19 protein-coding genes and 2 pseudogenes are annotated in these 20,411 nt (G+C 63.4%); 19 read left to right on the top strand and 2 right to left on the bottom strand.

Features of this window, described 5'->3' with window-relative positions; translation table 11 throughout:
* The 17 genes and pseudogenes from LOKO_RS19070 to mgtE all read left to right on the top strand — a co-directional run.
* Positions 1–357, top strand: a pseudogene (locus LOKO_RS19070) (transporter substrate-binding domain-containing protein); the annotation flags it as partial.
* 100 nt (positions 358–457) lie between these two features.
* A complete protein-coding gene (locus LOKO_RS18450) occupies positions 458–1,129 on the top strand; it encodes an amino acid ABC transporter permease (protein WP_066452136.1) in 672 nt (223 codons plus the stop codon).
* 21 nt (positions 1,130–1,150) lie between these two features.
* Complete coding sequence (locus LOKO_RS18445; protein WP_066452135.1) at positions 1,151–1,912, top strand: amino acid ABC transporter ATP-binding protein; 762 nt, start codon at positions 1,151–1,153, stop codon at positions 1,910–1,912.
* 542 nt (positions 1,913–2,454) lie between these two features.
* Positions 2,455–4,350, top strand: coding sequence for a tRNA uridine-5-carboxymethylaminomethyl(34) synthesis enzyme MnmG (gene mnmG, locus LOKO_RS18440; protein ID WP_066452134.1), 1,896 nt, complete (start codon positions 2,455–2,457; stop codon positions 4,348–4,350).
* On the top strand, positions 4,347–5,012 hold the full coding sequence (gene rsmG / locus LOKO_RS18435) for a 16S rRNA (guanine(527)-N(7))-methyltransferase RsmG (RefSeq protein ID WP_066452133.1): 666 nt from the start codon (positions 4,347–4,349) through the stop codon (positions 5,010–5,012). The genes mnmG and rsmG overlap by 4 nt, the downstream gene beginning before the upstream one ends.
* A gap of 28 nt (positions 5,013–5,040) precedes the next feature.
* A complete protein-coding gene (locus LOKO_RS18430; RefSeq protein WP_066452132.1) occupies positions 5,041–5,811 on the top strand; it encodes a ParA family protein in 771 nt (256 codons plus the stop codon).
* A 54-nt stretch (positions 5,812–5,865) separates the two neighbouring features.
* The gene (locus LOKO_RS18425; protein WP_066452131.1) at positions 5,866–6,780 is read left to right on the top strand and encodes a ParB/RepB/Spo0J family partition protein; all 915 of its coding nucleotides are present in this window, start codon (positions 5,866–5,868) and stop codon (positions 6,778–6,780) included.
* 206 nt (positions 6,781–6,986) lie between these two features.
* Positions 6,987–7,391 (top strand): ATP synthase subunit I, encoded by a 405-nt coding sequence (locus LOKO_RS18420; protein ID WP_066452130.1) that lies wholly within the window; start codon positions 6,987–6,989, stop codon positions 7,389–7,391.
* 12 nt (positions 7,392–7,403) lie between these two features.
* Positions 7,404–8,231, top strand: a complete 828-nt coding sequence (gene atpB / locus LOKO_RS18415) for a F0F1 ATP synthase subunit A (RefSeq protein ID WP_066452129.1) — start codon at positions 7,404–7,406, stop codon at positions 8,229–8,231.
* Positions 8,232–8,296: 65 nt separating this feature from the next.
* Positions 8,297–8,524, top strand: a complete 228-nt coding sequence (gene atpE / locus LOKO_RS18410) for a F0F1 ATP synthase subunit C (protein WP_010625958.1) — start codon at positions 8,297–8,299, stop codon at positions 8,522–8,524.
* Positions 8,525–8,597: 73 nt separating this feature from the next.
* On the top strand, positions 8,598–9,068 hold the full coding sequence (locus tag LOKO_RS18405) for a F0F1 ATP synthase subunit B (RefSeq protein WP_066452128.1): 471 nt from the start codon (positions 8,598–8,600) through the stop codon (positions 9,066–9,068).
* A 12-nt stretch (positions 9,069–9,080) separates the two neighbouring features.
* Positions 9,081–9,617, top strand: coding sequence for a F0F1 ATP synthase subunit delta (locus tag LOKO_RS18400; RefSeq protein ID WP_066452127.1), 537 nt, complete (start codon positions 9,081–9,083; stop codon positions 9,615–9,617).
* Positions 9,618–9,633: 16 nt separating this feature from the next.
* Positions 9,634–11,178 carry a F0F1 ATP synthase subunit alpha gene (gene atpA / locus LOKO_RS18395; RefSeq protein ID WP_066452126.1) on the top strand — a complete coding sequence of 515 codons (1,545 nt, stop codon included), beginning with the start codon at positions 9,634–9,636 and terminating at the stop codon, positions 11,176–11,178.
* Between the two features lie 68 nt (positions 11,179–11,246).
* Positions 11,247–12,128 (top strand): F0F1 ATP synthase subunit gamma, encoded by an 882-nt coding sequence (gene atpG, locus LOKO_RS18390; protein WP_066452125.1) that lies wholly within the window; start codon positions 11,247–11,249, stop codon positions 12,126–12,128.
* A gap of 65 nt (positions 12,129–12,193) precedes the next feature.
* Positions 12,194–13,570, top strand: coding sequence for a F0F1 ATP synthase subunit beta (atpD, locus tag LOKO_RS18385; protein ID WP_066452124.1), 1,377 nt, complete (start codon positions 12,194–12,196; stop codon positions 13,568–13,570).
* Positions 13,571–13,595: 25 nt separating this feature from the next.
* The gene (locus LOKO_RS18380; RefSeq protein WP_066452123.1) at positions 13,596–14,024 is read left to right on the top strand and encodes a F0F1 ATP synthase subunit epsilon; all 429 of its coding nucleotides are present in this window, start codon (positions 13,596–13,598) and stop codon (positions 14,022–14,024) included.
* Between the two features lie 160 nt (positions 14,025–14,184).
* Complete coding sequence (mgtE, locus tag LOKO_RS18375; protein ID WP_066452122.1) at positions 14,185–15,558, top strand: magnesium transporter; 1,374 nt, start codon at positions 14,185–14,187, stop codon at positions 15,556–15,558.
* A gap of 11 nt (positions 15,559–15,569) precedes the next feature.
* On the opposite strand, the pseudogene LOKO_RS18370 reads toward mgtE, so the two are convergent.
* Positions 15,570–16,292 (bottom strand): annotated as a pseudogene (locus tag LOKO_RS18370) (TAXI family TRAP transporter solute-binding subunit); the annotation flags it as partial.
* 326 nt (positions 16,293–16,618) lie between these two features.
* On the opposite strand from LOKO_RS18370, the gene LOKO_RS20685 reads away from it, so the two are divergent.
* Together LOKO_RS20685 and selD are read left to right on the top strand one after the other, a co-directional pair.
* On the top strand, positions 16,619–16,897 hold the full coding sequence (locus LOKO_RS20685; protein ID WP_066452121.1) for an XRE family transcriptional regulator: 279 nt from the start codon (positions 16,619–16,621) through the stop codon (positions 16,895–16,897).
* Positions 16,898–17,065: 168 nt separating this feature from the next.
* Complete coding sequence (gene selD / locus LOKO_RS18360; RefSeq protein WP_066452120.1) at positions 17,066–19,420, top strand: selenide, water dikinase SelD; 2,355 nt, start codon at positions 17,066–17,068, stop codon at positions 19,418–19,420.
* On the opposite strand, the gene senB is transcribed toward selD, so the two are convergent.
* Positions 19,395–20,399 (bottom strand): selenoneine biosynthesis selenosugar synthase SenB, encoded by a 1,005-nt coding sequence (gene senB / locus LOKO_RS18355; RefSeq protein ID WP_201025342.1) that lies wholly within the window; start codon positions 20,397–20,399, stop codon positions 19,395–19,397. The genes selD and senB overlap by 26 nt on opposite strands.
* Positions 20,400–20,411: the final 12 nt, after the last annotated feature.

Raw genomic sequence — 20,411 nt, 5'->3', positions numbered from 1 at the left:
TCTGTCGCCACCCGCATTGGTTCCACCAGCTACGACTTCCTGCAGGACACCCTTGGCGACAGTGCCGACATCACCCCCTACCCGGGCAACAGCGACATGTACATGGCGCTGCTGGGACGTAACGTGGACGCCGCCTTCTATGACGCCCCCAACGTCTCCTATTTTTCCCAGACCCGTGGCGAGGGCCGTACCAAGGTCGTCGGCCCCCTCTACGAAGGCCAGCAGTACGGCATCGTCTTCCACAAGGGCAGCCAGTGGGTAGAACCCGTGAACGAGGCCCTCGCCGAGATGCAGGATGACGGCACCTACGACGAGATCTACGAGAAGTGGTTCGGCGAAACCCCCGACGACGAATGATCTCCCAGGGCTGATCGGCCCATTCAGCGGGGCCGGGTGGCAAGACCCCCGGCCCCGCCTGCGTCTACGTTTCAGCCTCTGAGTTTCTGGAGTGACACCCGTGGAAGTGACCTTTCAATTCGACTGGGCGGCAGCGTTCCGCTCAATCCCCCATCTTCTGCCAGGCATTCCCTGGACACTGCTGATCTCCTTCGGTGGCCTTGCCATCGGCTTCTTCATCGGCATCTTCTTCGGCCTGTTGCGCATCAGCCCGATACGCTGGCTGCGCTGGCCCGCCATTCTCTATATCGAGGTGTTTCGTGGGACCCCCATCCTGGTTCAGGTGCTGTTCATCTTCTACGGCCTGCCCCAACTGCTGGGCGGCCCCATCAATGCCCTTACCGCCGGTATCGCCGCCATTGCGGTGAATTCCGGTGCCTACATCTCGGAAGTGGTGCGCGGGGGCGTGCAATCCATCGAACGGGGACAGCGGGAGGCGGGCCTTTCACTCGGCCTGTCTCGCAGCCAGGCGTTTCGCTACATCATCTGGCCCCAGGCATTTCGACGCATGATTCCACCGCTGGGCAACCAGGGCATCATCAGCATCAAGGATACTTCACTGTTCTCGGTGATCGGCGTCGGTGAGCTAGTGCGCCAGGGCCAGATCTACATTGCCACGACCTTTACCGCCCTGGAGGTCTATTTCATGGTGGCGCTGATGTATCTGGCCATTACCTGGAGCCTGTCCATCGCGCTGCGCATGCTTGAGCGCAGGGGCCTGGTCGGTCAATAAAGAGAAGCAAGGGAGCTTTGCATGACAGCGTCCACATCCGATCCCATCGTACGCATCGAGCGAGTCAACAAGCACTTTGGCGACCTGCACGTGCTGAAGGACATCGAACTGGCGGTGAAGCCCGGGGAAGTCGTCGTCGTCATCGGCGCCAGCGGTTCCGGCAAGTCTACACTGATCCGCTGTATCAACGGCCTGGAAGAGTTCCAGCAGGGCCACATCGAGGTCGACGGCAATGAACTGGTACCCGATGGAAAGAGCAGCAAGGCACTGCAGCGAATTCGTACCGAGGTGGGTATGGTCTTCCAGCAGTTCAATCTCTTCCCGCATCTCAGCGTGCTGGACAACGTGACCCTGGCACCCATGAAGGTGCGCGGCTGGAACCGGGCGGATGCCACCGAGACGGCCGAGCGGCTGCTCAACAGGGTCGGTATCAGCGACCAGGCCTCCAAGTACCCCAGCCAGCTGTCTGGGGGACAGCAGCAGCGCGTTGCCCTGGCCCGGGCACTGGCCATGGAGCCGCGACTGATGCTGTTCGACGAGCCTACTTCAGCACTCGATCCCGAGATGATCGGCGAGGTTCTCGATGCCATGCGCGAGCTGGCCCGCGAGGGCATGACCATGATTATCGTGACCCACGAGATGGGCTTCGCCAGGGAGGTCGCCGACCGGGTGATCTTCATTCATCGAGGCGAAATCGTCGAGGAAGGCCCGCCGAAGCAGGTGTTCGACTCTCCGGCAAATCAGCGCACTCAGAGCTTCCTGTCGCGGGTGCTCAAGCACTGAAACAGCACAGCTTTGCTTGATGAAAGCGTTGAAAAGGCCCTGTGGGGTTATCGAGGGGGCTTTTTGCGGGCTGGGGAAAAAATTTTTCCCGCAGGCTGCTTTTTCGCTCTGCAAGCCCCGCCGCAGGGGCATTGTCTAATCATCAAGCAGCTTGTTCACAGCCATGGTGACAAGGCAGGTAGCCGGCGGTGGACAAGCGGTGCAGGATTCCACCTGTGCGTAACTTTGCATTTCATCCACAGGCTCGTCACCGGTAGCCCTCAGGAGGCACGCCCCTTTCCACGCCACTAGTCAACAATCCAGAGTACTGAAAAATAAAGGGGTTAGTCAGTTACCCACAGATTTTGTCCACACTAGTAGTAACAACATCAACAGAACTACCTTTAAATCATTCTATTTATTTTATAGAAACCTGGAAGATCAAGGTCTCCCGGATGACGTGGTGTGGAAAACCCCTGACGCTTACCCACAGGAGGTTTATACTGCCAGGCTGATTTTCATCCCCTACGCAATATCCGCGCAGAAGCGCAATGAGGTGCACCTTGGATTACCCCGACCGCTTTGACGTCATCGTCATCGGCGGCGGCCATGCGGGAACCGAAGCCGCCCTGGCCTCCGCTCGCATGGGCTGTCAGACCCTGTTGCTGACCCACAACATCGAGACCCTGGGACAGATGTCCTGCAATCCCGCCATCGGCGGGATCGGCAAGAGTCATTTGGTCAAGGAAATCGATGCCCTGGGTGGTGCCATGGGCCTGGCAACTGACCTGGGCGGTATCCAGTTCCGTGTACTAAACGCACGCAAGGGACCGGCAGTGAGGGCGACACGAGCCCAGGCCGACCGGGTCCGCTACAAGGCAGCCATTCGCGGCATGCTGGAAAATCAGCCCAATCTGACGCTGTTCCAGCAGGCCGCCGGTGACCTGATCGTCGACAGCGACACCGTGCGTGGCGTGGTGACCGAGACCGGTATCCGTTTCCTCGGCGAAACGGTGGTGCTCTGCACCGGAACCTTCCTCGGCGGCGTGATCCATATCGGCCTCGACCAGAGTCGTGGCGGTCGTGCCGGGGATCCGCCCTCCAATGACCTGGCCAGGCGTCTGCGAGCACTGCCGTTCCGGGTCGATCGGCTCAAGACCGGCACGCCGCCGCGACTCGATGCCAAGAACGTCGATTTCTCGGTGCTCGAAGAGCAGCCCGGTGATACCCCCACTCCGGTGATGTCCTACCTGGGGAGTCGCGAGATGCATCCGCGGCAGGTGAGCTGCCATATCGCGCATACCAACGAGCGCACCCACGAGATCATCCTGGCCAACCTGGATCGTTCACCGATGTATTCCGGCGTCATCGAGGGGGTCGGTCCGCGCTACTGCCCCTCGATCGAGGACAAGGTGCACCGCTTTGCCGACAAGGCGAGCCACCAGATATTCATCGAGCCGGAAGGGCTCGACACCAACGAGCTCTATCCCAACGGCATCTCCACCTCGCTGCCCTTCGACGTGCAGCTGCAGGTGGTACGCTCGATCCCCGGACTGGAAAACGCCCATGTCACCCGGCCCGGCTACGCCATCGAGTACGATTTCTTCGATCCCCGGGATCTGAAACACTCGCTGGAAACGAAATTTATCCACAACCTGTTCTTTGCCGGGCAGATCAACGGCACCACCGGTTACGAAGAGGCCGGCGCCCAGGGCCTGCTCGCCGGGCTCAATGCGGCCCGCCGCGCCAGGGAGCTGGAAGCCTGGTGGCCGCGGCGGGACGAGGCGTATCTTGGGGTGCTGGTGGATGACCTGATCACCATGGGCACCAAGGAGCCCTACCGCATGTTCACTTCGCGGGCCGAGTATCGCCTGCTGCTGCGCGAGGACAATGCCGACCTGCGCCTTACCGAGGCCGGCCGCGAGCTAGGCCTGGTCGACGAGGGCCGCTGGGCGGCTTTCGCCACCAAGCGGGAGGCCATCGAACGCGAGAGCGCCCGTCTTGCGGCAACCTGGGTGCAGCCCGGTACCGCGGCTGCCGATGCCATCGCGGAGAAGACCGGCAAGGCGCTTTCTCGGGAGTACAGCTTGATGGACCTGCTCAAGCGTCCGGAGCTGAGCTACGGCGATCTTGCCCAGGTGGGCGGCGAACCGGTGAGCGACGAGGCAGTCGCCGAACAGGTGCAGATCCAGGCCAAGTACAAGGGCTACATCGACCGCCAGCAGGATGAGATCGATCGTCTCAAGCGGCACGAAGCCACGCCGCTGCCGGCCCAACTCGATTATGACCGAGTCGAGGGGCTCTCCCACGAGATCCGCCAGAAGCTCGGAGAAGCGCGACCGGCCACGCTGGCCCAGGCGTCACGTATTGCCGGTGTCACCCCGGCGGCGGTCTCCATCCTGCTGATTCACTTGAAGAAGCGTCGACTGCTTGACGACAGCCGAGTGGCCAACGGATGACGACGGACTCGACCACAGCGGTAGAAACACAGCTCGACCAGGGCCTTGAGGCTTTGGGCGTAGTCGCAACGTCGGCCCAGCGCAAGCAGCTGCTGGACCTGGTGGGGTTGTTGCACAAGTGGAATCGCGCCTATAACCTCACCGCGATACGCTCACCCGAGGAATTGGTGGCCAAGCACCTGCTCGACAGTGCCGCCGTGCTGCCTTTCGTCACCGACGAACCACTGCTCGACGTGGGGTCGGGGCCGGGGCTCCCGGGGCTCGTTCTGGCGATCCTCAAGCCCCGGCTTGCGGTCACGCTGCTCGACAGCAACGGCAAGAAGGTGCGTTTTCAACGTCAGGCGGTGATGGAACTCGGACTCGGCAACGTCACGCCGGTGCAGGCTAGGGTGGAGTCCTTCGAGCCACCCGCAGGAGGTTACGGCCAAGTCGTCTCCCGGGCTTTTGCCAGCCTCGGCGACTTCGTGTCGCTGACCCGGCACCTGCCTTCGCCCACAGGGCGCTGGCTGGCGATGAAGGGTCCCGCCGTGGATGACGAGCTGGCCGGGCTGCCCGACGCGGTGGTGATCCGTGAGCGTCATGGCCTGACGGTTCCCTTCACGACGGGAGTTCGTCAGCTGTTGATCGTCGAGCGATCCGATTCCAACCCTGGCCGCCGGTGAGCGTGCCATCGACGCAAGGATGTCGCCCGTGACCCAGATAATCGCCTTGACCAACCAGAAGGGCGGCGTGGGCAAGACCACCACCGCCGTCAACCTGGCCGCCAGCCTGGCGGCGCTGGACCGTCGCGTGCTGCTGGTCGATCTCGATCCTCAGGGTCATGCCACCATGGGCAGCGGTATCGACAAGCACAGCCTGGATGGCAGCGTGCTCGACATGCTGCTGGGCGACAAGAGCGCTTTGGAGGTGATGTTGGATTGCCCCGCGGCCGGCTACGCCCTGCTGCCGGGCAACGGTGATCTCACCGCTGCCGAGGTGGAGCTGCTCGATCGCCACGAAGGTCGCGAGCGCTGTCTGATCGAGTCCCTGAAGCCGGTCGCCGGTGAATACGACGTGGTGCTGATCGACTGCCCGCCGTCGCTCAACATGCTGACGGTCAACGCCCTGACCGCAGCCGATGGCGTGCTGATCCCCCTGCAGTGCGAATTCTATGCCCTCGAGGGGCTCTCGGCACTGCTCGATACCGTCGAGCAGATCAAGGATCGGGTGAACCCGGGACTGGCCATCTACGGTATCCTGCGCACCATGTTCGACTCGCGCAACAGCCTCACCCGCGACGTCAGCAAGCAGCTGCGGGACTATTTCGGCGAAGCCCTGCTCAAGACCACCATCCCGCGTAACGTGCGCGTGGCCGAGGCGCCGAGCCATGGGCTGCCGGTGACCAAGTATGCGCGCTTCTCGCGAGGCAGCCAGGCCCACCGGGTACTGGCCAAGGAGTTGATACGTCGGCTGTCGCTGTAACGTCGGTTCGTCGCTTTGCCGATACTTGCTCGTTGTGATGATGAGGGAAGATAAATGACGCGAAAACGCGCCCTGGGCCGCGGCCTGGATGCCCTGATCGGTGCCGGTGCCCGCCGCCGCGAGAGCCTCGAACTGCCTGAGGTCGAGATCGATGCACTCAAGGAAGGCGAGCCGCCGCCCACGGTGGTAGCCGAGGATCGGCTCGAGCGCTTGCCGGTGGGCCAGCTGTCTCGCGGCAAGTACCAGCCACGCCGGGATATCCAGCCCGAAGCGCTGGAAGAGCTGGCTGACTCGATCCGTGCCCAGGGGGTGATGCAGCCCATCGTGGTGCGGCCTATCGGCGAGGCGCGCTACGAGATCATCGCCGGGGAGCGGCGCTGGCGGGCCGCCCAGCTGGCTGAACTCGACACCATTCCAGCGGTAATCCGCGAAGTTACCGACGAAGTGGCCCTGGCTCTGGCCCTGATCGAGAACATCCAGCGCGAGGATCTCAACCCCGTCGAGGAGGCGATGGCGCTCAAGCGGCTGCTCGAGGAGTTCGAGCTGACCCAGCAGCAGGTCGCGGATGCCGTTGGTCGTTCCCGTGCCCAGGTGGCCAACCTGCTGCGTCTGTTGACGCTGGATCCGGAAGTGCAGACCCTGCTCGAACGCGGCGACCTGGACATGGGGCATGCCCGGGCCCTGCTGGCACTCTCCGGTGCCAGGCAGCGCAAGGCCGCCCATGAGGTGGTCAACAAGGACCTGACGGTTCGCGACACGGAGGCCCTGGTCAAGCGCCTGGTGAACGGTGAGCCGAGGAAGGCAGAGGCGGCCGCAACCAGCCCCGACGTAGCCCGCCTCGAGACCCGGCTTGGTGAAGTACTCGGTGCGCCGGTCAAGATTCAGCATGGCCGTGGCGGCAAGGGACGGGTGACGATTCGCTATTCGAGCCTGGATGAACTCGACGGTATCCTCGAGCACATACGCTAGGCGCTGTCATGTAGTTAGCTGGGGTACGAGTGTCGACAATCCTTGCACCTTTGGTCGCAAAGTCGCACCATTCGACAGCAAATGAGCGTTGTTCGGTTGAAGGCCCAGAGGCGCTTCCCTATAATCCGCCGTTGTTTGCCTGAGTGTCATGCTCGGTACAGCCGGCACCCGAACCCTGCCAAGGCGGGGCAGGAAATGTCGACAGGATGCACAGACACGTTGCCACAAGGCGCCGGCGCCCGGATTTCACACGCCTGTTCCTGGCTCAGGGTCTGGCCTCCCTGATGGTCGCATTGCTGGCTGGCCTTCGGCACGGCCACGAGGGGGTGCTGTCTGCCCTGCTCGGTGGCGCGGTCAGCCTGGTGCCCACGTTCTATTTCGTCTGGCGTGGCCTTCGCGTACGGGATGGCCGCCGGCCGCGGATCAGCGTGATGAATCTGTATCAGGCAGCGATGGGCAAGTTCGGTTTGACGGTAGCACTGTTCGTGATCGTCTTCGTCACAGTGCCCCCCTCAAACCCGGCTTTTTTCTTTGTCGCATATGTGGCGGCTCAACTCATGCACTGGCTCACACCCTGGCTCTTGCGTGACCGGCCGACCCACCAAACCTGAGGTAAGCAGCGTATGGCAGCAGATAATGAAATATCCGCCATCTATTACATACAGCACCACCTCCAGAACCTGACCTTCGGCAGGCATCCCGAGAATGGCTGGTCGCTTGCCAGTACCTCTGCCGAAGCCACCGAGATGGGCTTCTGGGCTATTCACCTGGATACCATGGGCTGGTCCATCGCCATGGGCGTGCTGTTTCTGGGGCTGTTCCACAAGGCGGGCCGCATGGCCACCACCGGCGTCCCCGGCGGGCTGCAGAACGCTGTCGAGATGGTCATCGAGTTCATCGAGAACCTGACCCGCTCCACCTTCCACGGCAAGAATCCGAACATCGCGCCGATAGCGCTGACGCTGTTCATGTGGATCCTGCTGATGAACACGCTGAAGATCATTCCGGTTGATTACTTCCCGGAGCTGTTCGGTCGCCTGGGCCTCGAATACATGAAGATCGTGCCTACCACCGACGTCAATGCCACCCTGGGCATGGCGCTGGGCGTGTTCTGCCTGATCGTCTACTACAGCATCAAGGTCAAGGGTGCCGGTGGGTTCGCCAAGGAGCTCTCGCTCACGCCGTTCAATCACTGGCTGCTGATCCCCTTCAACCTAATCCTCGAAATCGTCGGCCTGATCGTCAAGCCGATCAGCCTGGCGCTGCGTCTGTTCGGCAACATGTTCGCGGGCGAGGTGATCTTCATCCTGATCGCGCTGCTGCCATTCTGGGCGATCTGGGTGCTGGATGTGCCATGGGCCATCTTCCATATCCTGGTGGTGTCACTACAGGCGTTCATCTTCACGACGCTGTCGATCGTGTACCTGAGCGCCGCTCACGAGCACCACTGAGCCAAGCAATTTTGCAAACGCGGTAACTTGAAACCTGACCTCAACGTAAAACTAGGAGCAACATCATGGAAATCGTCTACCTTGCCGCCGCCATCATCATCAGCGTCAGCGCACTGGCAACCGGCATTGGCTTCGCCATGCTGGGCGGCAAACTGCTCGAGTCCACCGCGCGTCAGCCTGAGCTTGGCGACCAGCTTCAGACTCGTACCTTCATCATGGCCGGTCTGCTCGACGCCGTGCCGATGATCGGTGTTGGTATCGCGATGTACCTGATCTTCGTCGTTGCCGGTTAATGACAGCACCGAGCGCTGAGGCGCTCGGTTCGCTTCTATCCGGTCGCCACGAACCCGTCAGAGGTACATACCCGTGAATATCAACATGACGCTTATCGGGCAAACGATCGCCTTTGCGATCTTTGTCTGGTTCTGCATCAAGTACGTATGGCCGCCGATCAGCTCCGCGCTTCACGAGCGCCAGAAGAAGATTGCCGATGGCCTCGACGCAGCCAGCCGGGCGTCTCGCGACCTTGAGCTTGCTCAGGAGCAGGCAGCTCAGACCCTGCGCGAGAGCAAGGAGCAGGCCTCACAGATTCTCGATCAGGCGAACAAGCGTTCCAGCCAGATGATCGAGGAGGCCCGCGAGCAGGCCCGCGCCGAAGGCGAGCGCCTGGTGGCCGGTGCACGTGCCGAGATCGATCAGGAAATCAATCGCGCCAAGGAAGAGCTTCGCGCCCAGGTGGCCTCGTTGGCCATCGTCGGTGCCGAGCGTGTTCTGGAAGCCTCCATCGACGAGAAGGCACACCGCAAGCTGCTAGACAAGCTTGCTGCCGAACTGTGAAGGAGGTGACCCATGGCGGAAACGTCTACTGTCGCACGACCCTACGCCAAGGCCGCGTTCGAGTATGCGCGGGACCACAAGGCGCTTGAAGCCTGGTCCGACATGCTGGTCAAGCTGGGCCAGGTCGTCGCGGAGCGTGATGCTCAGAAATTGATCGCGAGCCCCAAGATTGCCACCGACCGCAAGGTCGACATGGTGATCGAGGTTGCCGACATCAGCGTGGATGATGCTGGTCGTCGCTTCCTCGAAGCCCTGGGTGACAAGGGGCGGCTATCGGCCTTGGGTGCCATCGCCGAGCAATTCGAGCGCCTGCGCGCCGACCACGAGAAGCGCATCGACGTTACTGTGGTCACGGCCTATGCGCTCGACGACAAGCAGCAGAACAAGCTCGCCGGCGCGCTCAAGAAGCGGCTGAATCGCGAAATCTCCATTACCACTCAGGTGGATCCGAAGCTTCTCGGAGGCGTCGTCCTGCGCGCCGGCGATACCGTCATCGACGGGTCGGTGCGCGGTCGACTGAATCGCCTCTCCGAAGCCCTTACCGCCTGAGTCTGAGGGACATGGCATGCAGCAACTGAATCCTTCCGAGATCAGCGACATCATCAAGCAGCGTATCGAAAAGCTGGATGTCGCATCCGAAGCCCGTAACCAGGGCACCATCGTCAGCGTCTCCGACGGCATCGTGAAGATTCACGGCCTCGAAGATGCGATGTTCGGTGAAATGATCGAATTCCCCGGCAACATCTTCGGCATGGTGCTCAACCTGGAGCGTGACTCCGTGGGCGCCGTGGTACTGGGTGACTACCTGCAGCTGGAAGAGGGCATGACCGCCAGCTGTACCGGTCGTATCCTCGAGGTGCCGGTGGGCCCCGAACTGATCGGCCGCGTGGTCGACCCGCTGGGCACGCCCATCGACGGCAAGGGCGATATCGACGCCAAGATGACCGACGCGGTGGAAAAGGTCGCCCCGGGCGTCATCACCCGTCAGTCCGTTGACGAGCCGATCCAGACCGGTCTCAAGTCGATTGACGCCATGGTACCGATCGGCCGCGGTCAGCGTGAGCTGATCATCGGCGACCGCCAGATCGGCAAGTCGGCCATCGCCGTCGACGCCATCATCAACCAGAAGGGCAAGGGCGTCACCTGTATCTACGTCGCCATTGGTCAGAAGCAGTCGACCATTGCCAACGTGGTGCGCAAGCTCGAAGAGCACGGCGCCATGGAGCACACCATCGTGGTCGCCGCCGGCGCCGCCGACCCGGCTCCGATGCAGTTCCTGGCCCCCTATGCGGGCTGCACCATGGGCGAGTACTTCCGTGACCGCGGCCAGGACGCCCTGATTGTCTATGATGATCTGACCAAGCAGGCCTGGGCCTACCGTCAGGTATCCCTGCTGCTGCGTCGTCCGCCGGGCCGTGAAGCCTACCCGGGTGACGTCTTCTATCTCCACTCGCGCCTGCTCGAGCGTGCCGCTCGCGTCAACGTCGAGTACGTCGAGAAGTTCACCAACGGTGAAGTGAAGGGCAAGACCGGTTCGCTGACCGCACTGCCGATCATCGAGACCCAGGGCGGCGACGTCTCCGCGTTCGTTCCGACCAACGTGATCTCGATCACCGACGGTCAGATCTTCCTCGAGACCGACCTGTTCAACGCGGGTGTCCGCCCGGCCATCAACGCCGGCCTGTCGGTATCGCGGGTGGGTGGCGCGGCCCAGACCAAGATCATCAAGAAGCTGGGTGGCGGCGTGCGTCTGGCACTGGCTCAGTATCGTGAGCTGGCGGCCTTCTCGCAGTTCGCCTCCGATCTTGACGAAGCGACCCGCAAGCAGCTGGAGCACGGCCAGCGCGTCACCGAGCTGATGAAGCAGAAGCAGTATTCGCCGCTGTCCGTGGCCGAGATGGGGGTGACGCTGTACGCCGCCAACGAAGGCTTCCTGGATGACGTCGATGTCAGCAAGGTGCTGGACTTCGAGCGTGCCCTGCACGACTACATGAAGTCCGAACATGCCGAGCTGCTCGATAAGATCAACCAGACCGGCGACTACAGCAGCGAGATCCAGGAAGGCTTGAAGTCGGGTCTCGAGAAGTTCAAGGCCACTCAGAGCTGGTAATTCCGCCGGCCCACCCGCGTGGGTGGGCCCTGGACATCTTCTGAGGGTCAAGAACGAGGTAGATCGCTATGGCAGCTGCAAAAGAGATACGCACCCAGATCGGGAGCATCAAGAATACGCAGAAGATTACCAGCGCCATGGAAATGGTGGCTGCATCCAAGATGCGTAAGGCACAGGATCTGATGAGGGCCAGCCAGCCCTATGCCCGTCAGATCCGCAACGTCGTGAGCCATATTGCCGACGCCAACCCCGAGTACCGCCACGAGTACATGATCGAGCGTGACGCGAAGCGGGTCGGCTATATCGTGGTCTCCACCGACCGCGGCCTGTGCGGCGGCCTGAACGTCAACCTGTTCAAGGCCGTGCTCAGGGATGCCAAGGCATGGCGCGACAAGGGCGCAGAGCTCGATTTCTGCGCCCTGGGCAGCAAGGCCAGCGGCTTCTTCAAGAGCTATGGGGGCAACCTGGTGGCGGCGAAGAGCGGGCTGGGCGAGTCGCCCGAGGTCGAGGATCTGATCGGTAGCGTCAAGGTCATGCTGGATGCGTATGACGAGGGGCGCCTGGACCGGCTTTTCGTGGTGTACAACGAATTCGTCAACACCATGACGCAGAAGCCGGTGGTCAGGCAGATACTGCCCTTGTCTCCCGATATGGGAGCGGAAACGCATGATGAAGACAACAAGCGTCCCGGTAGCTGGGACTACCTGTATGAGCCGGATGCCAAGGCGCTGCTCGATAGTCTGCTGGTTCGTTTCATCGAATCGCAGGTATATCAGTCGGTGGTCGAGAATGGCGCCTGCGAACAGGCAGCGCGGATGATCGCGATGAAGAGCGCCACTGACAACGCCGGCGGTCTGATCGACGACCTGGAGATGGTGTACAACAAGGCCCGACAGGCCGCCATCACCCAGGAAATCTCCGAGATCGTCGGTGGCGCCGCCGCCGTATAGCGCCAGGGGAGGGATAGCCCTCCCGGCATGCAGGTTTCATTTTCAGGTATTTGAGAGGAACCAAGATGAGCGGACGTATCGTACAAATCATCGGCGCGGTGATTGACGTAGAGTTTCCGCGGGACGATGTTCCCAAGGTCTACGACGCGCTGAAGGTCTCGGCTGCCGAGACAGTGCTCGAAACCCAGCAGCAGCTGGGTGACGGCGTGGTGCGCACCATCGCCATGGGCTCCACCGAGGGCCTCAAGCGTGGTATGGAGGTCAACAACACCGGGGCCGCCATCTCCGTGCCCGTGGGCAAGGAGACGCTGGGTCGCATCATGAACGTCCTCGGCGAGCCGATCGACGAAGCGGGTGACATCGGTGAGGCCGAGCGTATGCCGATCCACCGCAAGCCCCCGACCTATGCCGAGCAGGCGGCTTCCAACGAGCTGCTCGAGACCGGCATCAAGGTCATCGACCTGGTCTGCCCGTTCGCCAAGGGCGGCAAGGTCGGCCTGTTCGGCGGCGCCGGCGTGGGCAAGACGGTCAACATGATGGAGCTGATCCGCAACATCGCCACCGAGCATAGCGGTTACTCGGTGTTCGCCGGTGTGGGTGAGCGGACCCGTGAGGGTAACGACTTCTTCCACGAGATGACCGAATCCAACGTTATCGACAAGGTATCGCTGGTCTACGGTCAGATGAACGAGCCGCCGGGCAACCGTCTGCGTGTGGCACTGACCGGCCTGACCATCGCCGAGAAGTTCCGCGATGAAGGCCGCGACGTGCTGCTGTTCGTCGACAATATCTACCGCTACACCCTGGCCGGCACCGAGGTATCCGCACTGCTGGGCCGTATGCCCTCTGCGGTAGGCTACCAGCCGACCCTGGCCGAGGAGATGGGCGTTCTGCAGGAGCGTATCACCTCCACCAAGACCGGCTCGATCACTTCCGTACAGGCCGTCTACGTGCCCGCGGATGACTTGACCGACCCGTCGCCGGCGACCACCTTCTCGCACCTGGACGCCACCGTGGTACTGGCGCGCTCCATCGCCGAGCTGGGTATCTACCCGGCCATCGACCCGCTGGACTCCACCTCGCGCCAGCTGGATCCGCTGGTTGTCGGTGAAGAGCACTACGACACCGCGCGCGGCGTGCAGAACGTGCTGCAGCGCTACAAGGAGCTCAAGGATATCATTGCGATCCTGGGCATGGACGAGCTGTCCGACGAGGACAAGCTGGCCGTATCCCGGGCGCGTAAGATCCAGCGCTTCCTGTCGCAGCCGTTCTTCGTGGCTGAGGTATTCACCGGTGCTCCGGGCAAGTACGTGTCGCTGAAGGATACCATCCGTGGTTTCCAGGGTATTCTTGGTGGCGAATACGACGATCTGCCGGAGCAGGCCTTCTACATGGTTGGCAGCATTGACGAGGCCGTCGAGAAAGCCAACCAGATGAAGTAAGGCCGTCCACCAGGGGGACTTCGCTATGGCGAACAGCTTCAAGTGCAACATCGTCAGCGCCGAAGAGGCGATCTTCTCGGGTGAGATCGAGCAGCTCGTCGCTTCCGGCATGATGGGCGACCTGGGCATACTGCCCGGGCACGCCCCGCTGCTGACCGAGCTTCAGCCAGGTCCGATTCGAGTGATCCACGACGGTGGCGCAGAAGAGAACTTCTACGTCTCCGGCGGCTTCCTGGAAGTGCAGCCGGACGTGGTCACCATCCTCGCCGATGCGGCTTCACGGGCCGGTGACCTCGATGAGGCCGCCGCCGAGGAAGCCCGTCAGCATGCGCTGAAGGCGTTCAACGACAAGTCGTCGGAGCTGGATTACACCCGCGCTGCGGCTGAACTCGCTGAAGCCGTGGCCCAGCTGCGCACCATCCAGCAGCTGCGCAAGAAGGCCGGCAAGGGCTGAACCGGGCCCTTACCGTGTAAAACGCCCCTCGAACACTGTTCGAGGGGCGTTTTTGTCTCTGCTATGATGTCGCCCATGCCTCGGGTCGCTCCCGAAACGTCCTCATCCGCCCCGAGCAGGTGAAAGTCATCGACTTTCATGGTTGCGCCAGGAGATGCCCATGTCACTGAACGAAACGCTTCAGGAACAGAAAGATACCCTTTTGGAGGCGCTGCAGGATGAGCAGAGAGAGCACCTCGATGAGCTGCTCCCCGAACTGCGTGCCGCCGACCTGGCGGAGATCCTTGAGGATATCATCGAGGAGGAGGATGACCTTCCCCTCGTGCTGGGATTGCTGGACTGTCTCCCGATCGAGCGCCGGGCCAACGTACTCGGCTACCTGCCGGGTGATGAACAGTTGGAGATTGCCGAGGCGATTTCCGACGACATGCTGCTGTTGATTCTCGAAGAGATGGGGTCCGATGAGCGGGTCGACCTGTTCAACCTGCTGGGTGAAGACCGTCGCGAGACGCTGCTGCGCCGGATGGCGCGTCAGGAACGCGAGGATCTCAAGCGACTAGCGAGCTACGAGGAGGGTACTGCCGGGGCGATCATGACCTCGGATTACGTGGCGATCCCCAGTGGCATGACCGTTTCCCAGGCGATGATGCGTGTGCGGCAGACCGCACCGGATGCCGAGACCGTTTATCAGCTCTATATCATTGACGGGGATGGCCGACTGGCTGGCACCATGTCGCTGCGTCAGCTGATGGTTGCCAGGCCTGGAGCCCAGGTCGACGACCTCATGATCAAGGATGTGATCAGCATCTCGGTGGACGAGGAGCAGGAAGAGGTCGCCCGACTGATATCCCGTTATGACCTGCTGGCCATGCCGGTCACCGACCATGATGAGCGGCTGGTGGGCATCGTCACCCACGATGACGCCATGGACGTGGCGGAATCCGAGGCCACCGAGGATTTCCACAAGGGGATGTCCATCGGCCAGCTCGAGGATGGTGTCAGCCGGGTGCCGATATGGAGCCTCTATCGCAAGCGGGTGACCTGGCTGGTACTGCTGGTCTTTGCCAACCTATTCTCCGGCGCCGGCATCGCCTACTTCGAGGACACTATCGCCGCTCAGGTGGCGCTGGTCTTCTTCCTGCCGTTATTGATCGGCAGTGGCGGTAACGCTGGTGCTCAGGCCGCTACCCTGATGGTGCGTGGTATGGCCACCGGCGATGTCGGTGTCAAGGACTGGAGCAAGCTTCTCGGTCGTGAGCTATTGGTTGCCGGTGCGCTGGGCCTGACCATGGCGGTGGCGGTTGCCCCCATCGGGGTGATGCGCGGCGGTGAGGCGGTGGCAATGGTGGTGGCCATGAGCATGGTGACCATCGTTCTGTTCGGCAGCCTGCTGGGCATGTGTCTGCCCTTCGTGCTGGAGCGTTTCAAGGTGGACCCTGCCACTGCATCGGCGCCACTGGTGACCACCCTGATCGATGCCTGCGGCGTGGTGATCTATTTCACCATTGCCACGGCGATCCTGACAGGACTTTGAGCACTTTCAGCTACTGCCTCGTCCATGCCGTCGTACATGCCGGCACGCAGCTCATAGGCGGCAAACACCGGTTCTGCTTCACGGGCGTTCTCGATCTCTTCGTCCGAGAAACCGATCAGGCGAATGTCGCGGGTAGCCGCCAGGTTGAGGATCGAGCTGGTGGGCGGCCCCACGCTCCAGAAGCCGGCGTCGATGTCACCATCGCGAATGGCGTCGGCGGTTTCGTTGAAGTTCAACCGCTGCGGACGGAAGTCATCGTAGGAGATGCCATTGGCTTCCAGCAGGGCTCGGGCGTTGAGCTCGGTACCGCTACCCGGGGCGCCGACAGAGACCCGCTTGCCCACGAGGTCGGACAGCGACTGCACGTCGGAATCGGCCAGGGTAACCAGCTGCACGGCGTTCGGGTAGACCGAAGCCAGGGCGCGGGTGTTTTCGATCTGGCGGCCTTCGAAGTCACCGGTGCCGGACCAGGCCTGGTAAACGGTATCCGCCAGCGCCAGCGCCAGATCAGCATCGCCGCGCATGATCAGCCCCATGTTCTCCACCGAGGCCCCGGTCACTTCAGCGGTCGCACTGGCTCCCTCGATGTTGTCGTTGATCATCTCCGCAAAGCCACCACCGATCGGGTAGTAGACGCCCCCGGTACCGCCGGTGGCGATAGAGAGCTGCTGGGCTGCTGCCATGGGTGCTGTGACCAGCAGCGAAGCTGCCACTGCATACTTGAGAGCTCGCATGGAATTCCTCCGTCCTGAAACCGAACTGCTTGTGATTGTTGAAGCTGATTGCTGTACCTGCGCAAAAGCGCTGCCTGACGAAATCAGGCCCATCAGAAAGCTAGCACGCCACCCTCAGGGTAGCCACTCTCTACTTTCTACGTTTCAGCAAAGTTTCTGCAATAACACCATGGTAGCTTCCTCGGGAGGCTCCCTTCCCGGTTTTCTACCATGAATGGGACCTGATGTGGCCTTCCATGGCATGAGAAATACGCATCTAAACGACACTGGCAAAATCGAGAAAAAGCCCCCATGATGTACCTGTCGCAATCGCCCTTTGGAGCATCATGAGTACGGCATATCGCACGACAGGCGCGGACCTTCTCGACCCTCCGCGAAGTTGCCCTGACCTCGATGTCAGGGATTTGGAAAAACGTACACGCCTCATGCGCATCGTGACTCGGCTGATCGCCGTATCCGACCTGGGTTGCCGCGAGATCGCTCGCCGAGCCGGGTTGCCGGCACAGAAGATCAGTGATCTGCTGGCCGGGCGCCTGGAGCACCTTTCACTGGATGAGCTACGACTTCTCTATCGCACCATCAATCCGGAAGGCGCTCCGCACTAGCTTGCACTACCCGAACGCACCCCCCAACGCCCGGTCACCATGACCGGGCGTTGCCGTCTATGGCTATGGCACGGATCACTGACGGTAGGGCGAGATGTTTGTACAGGCCATGACGGCTAGACGGGACCCGCCAGGCGAACATCACCCAAATTCAGAGTGAGTCCCACGATGCAGCAACCGCAGCAGACTGTCTTGAGAGCGCTACGGGACATCGTCCTCGTTGGCGGCGGCCACACCCACGTGGGGGTGTTGAAGCGCTTCGCCATGAAACCTGAACCCGGCGTCAGGCTCACAGTGATCTGCCGAGACACCCATACCCCCTACTCGGGCATGCTGCCGGGCTATGTGGCCGGGCACTACAGCTATGACGACGTGCATATCGACCTGCGCCGCCTGGCGGAGTACGCCGGGGCACGCTTCTTCCGCGACGAGGCCATCGGCATCGACCACGAGGCGCAGACCGTCCTCTGCCGCTCGCGCCCGCCGGTGCCCTATGACTGGATGTCGATCAATATCGGCTCGACCCCCAGCGTGAATTCGGTCAGCGGTGCTGGCGAGCATGCGGTGCCGGTCAAGCCGATCCATCAGTTCAACGACCGCTGGCAGAGTCTGCTCGAACGCCTCACGCACCCACACACCGGGCAGCACCCGGGCCAGACCCGCATCGCGGTGGTCGGCGGCGGGGCCGGCGGCGTCGAGCTGCTGCTGGCCATGCAGTACCGGCTGAGCAACGAACTCAGCGCCCTGGCCCGCGACCCGAGTGAGCTGCGCTTCTCCCTCTTCACCCGTGGCGCGCAGATCCTGCCAACCCACAACTCCCGGGTGCGCGCCCATTTCCAGGCAACCCTCAAGCAGCGCGGCGTCGAGGTGTACACCGCCACCGACGTGGTCGGTGTCGAGGCGGGCCGGCTGCAGGCCGCCAACGGCAGCTGGCACGCCGCCGACGAGATCGTCTGGGTCACCAATGCCGGTGGGGCCGCCTGGCTGCGCGACACCCGCCTGGCACTCGACGACGACGGCTTTATCCAGGTCGGCGACACCCTGCAGTCGCTCTCCGACCCGCGCATCTTCGCCGCCGGCGATATCGCCAGCCAGGTCGACCATCCCCGCGAGAAGGCCGGGGTCTTCGCCGTGCGGCAAGGGCGCCCGCTGGCCGACAACCTGCGCGCCGCCGTGACCGGCCGCGCCCTGTCGCCCTACCGCCCCCAGGCGAAATGGCTGGCGCTGATCAGCACCGGCGACCGTCACGCCGTGGCCTCCCGCGGCGGCCTCTTTCTCGCCGGCGACTGGGTGTGGCGCTGGAAGGACGGCATCGATCGGCGTTTCATGTCCAAGTTCAACGACTTGCCGCCGATGGAAGAAGGCGCCATGCGGGCGCCCCGGGCCAGCCGCGTGGCGCTGAACGAGGAGGAGAGCGCCCAGGCGATCTCAGCCATCGCCATGCGCTGCGGCGGCTGTGGTGCCAAGGTCGGCGCCTCGGTGCTCTCCCGGGCCCTCTCGACCCTGCAGCCGGTGGAGCGGGACGAGGTGCTGGTGGGCCTGCACGCCCCGGACGATGCCGCCGTGGTACGGGTACCGCCGGGCAAGGACGTGGTGCATACCGTCGACTTCTTCCGCGCCTTCATCGACGACCCCTATGTGTTCGGCAAGGTCGCCGCCAACCACGCCCTGGGCGACATCTTCGCCATGGGCGCCGAGGCCCAGACCGCCACCGCCGTGGCCACGGTGCCCCAGGGCCTCGAGGCCAAGGTCGAGGACACCGTCTACCAGATGATGCGGGGGGCCGTTGAGGTGCTCAACGAGGCCGGCTGCGCCCTGGTCGGCGGGCACACCGGCGAGGGCAGCGAGCTGGCGCTGGGGTTTGCCGTCAACGGCCTGATCGACGCCGGTGGAGCGAGCGACAGCCCCACGGGAAAAGCGATCCTGACGAAAGGCGGCCTGCGCCCGGGCCAGGTGCTGATCCTGACCAAGCCCATCGGCACCGGCACCCTGTTCGCCGCCCATGCCCGGCTCGGCGCCCGGGGGCGCTGGATCGACGCCGCCCTGGAGAGCATGTGCCAGTCCAACCGGCAGGGGGCGAGCTGCCTACGCGAACACGGCGCCACCGCCTGTACCGACCTCACCGGTTTCGGCCTGCTGGGGCACCTGGTGGAGATGACGCGCCCTTCCGGGGTGGATGCCGAACTCGACCTGACGGCGCTGCCGCTGCTCGAGGGCGCCGAGGAGACCGTTGCCGCCGGTATCCTGAGCTCGCTGCAGCCCGCCAACGTGCGCCTGCGCCGGGCCATCCACGACCAGGCCGCCTGGGTCGACCACCCCCGCTATCCGCTGCTGTTCGACCCCCAGACCGCCGGCGGCCTGCTGGCCAGCGTGCCCGCCGAGCGCGCCGAGGCCTGCCTCGCGGCCCTGCACGCCCTGGGCTATGCCCGGGCCGCCATCATCGGCCGCGTCCTCGAGCCCGGCGACGCACTGGAGCCCATCCACCTGACGGATGGCATCAAGGAGTCAGCCCACAGGCGGTAATAACCCGCGCCAGCGCCTCCCGCTCCGCTGCGGGGCTGAACAGCGGCGCCCGCGCCAGCACCTGCCGGCGGAGACGGTCGACGAAGGCCGGTTCGGCCTCTGCTCGGCACAACAGGGCCCTCAGGGCCGCGGTGTCGGCCACCGGGAAGTAGCCGGCGTAGTCGTCGCCCAGCAGCCCGCGGTTTCCGGGGATATCGGAGGCCACCACCGGCAGGCCGGCCACGCAGGCCTCGCTGACCACATTGGCGCCCCCTTCCATGCGCGAGCTGATCCCCATCAGCCGTGCCCGGGCCATCCACTGACGCACCCGCCAACGGGGCAGGTCGCCGAGCCAGCGGTAACGCGCGTTGCAGGCCATCTCCTCGCGGGCGGCCTCGGCCCACTCCGGGCTGTGGGCGCCACCGAGTTGCACCACGCACAACCGCGACGTCGATGGCAGATCGCGCACGGCCAGGGCCGCACGCAGCGAATCCTTCTCCTCGCGCAGGTGGCCGGCGACCAGCACCTCGAAACGGCGACGGATGGGTCCCGGGGCACGGGGCGGCAGGGGCAGGGGCAGGGGCAGGGCCGACTGGTGGACGACATGCAGGCGCGACAGGAAGCGCGGCGGCAGATCCTCGGCCAGGCAGTCATGCAGGCCGATCAAGGCATCGCTGGCGGCGAGGCTGTCGAGAAACGCCTCCGGGTCGCTGTGCTGGAAGCGGTAGACGTCGGTTCCCGTCAGCACCACCACCAGCGGGCATGCCGGAAAGGCGGCGCGACAGGCGCGAATGGCGGCGTGGCTGCGCACCGCATGCAGCGCCAGCACCAGGTCGGGAGGCTGGCCGTCCAGGCGGCAGCCATCGGCGTCCACGTCGGATTGTGCAATGCGCACGCGACAGCCCAGGTCGTGCAGCAGCCCCGCCCAGCGGGTGGCCGTGGTCCGGTTGCCGGCATGAGAACCTCGACGCGCCGGCGTGATCAGCGCTACCTTCAACACTATCTCGACTCC

Origin of the sequence: Halomonas chromatireducens (assembly GCF_001545155.1) — a bacterium.
GTDB lineage: Bacteria > Pseudomonadota > Gammaproteobacteria > Pseudomonadales > Halomonadaceae > Halomonas > Halomonas chromatireducens.
Note: the sequence above shows the minus strand (reverse complement) of the source record. Positions and strands in the feature narration are given on the sequence as shown.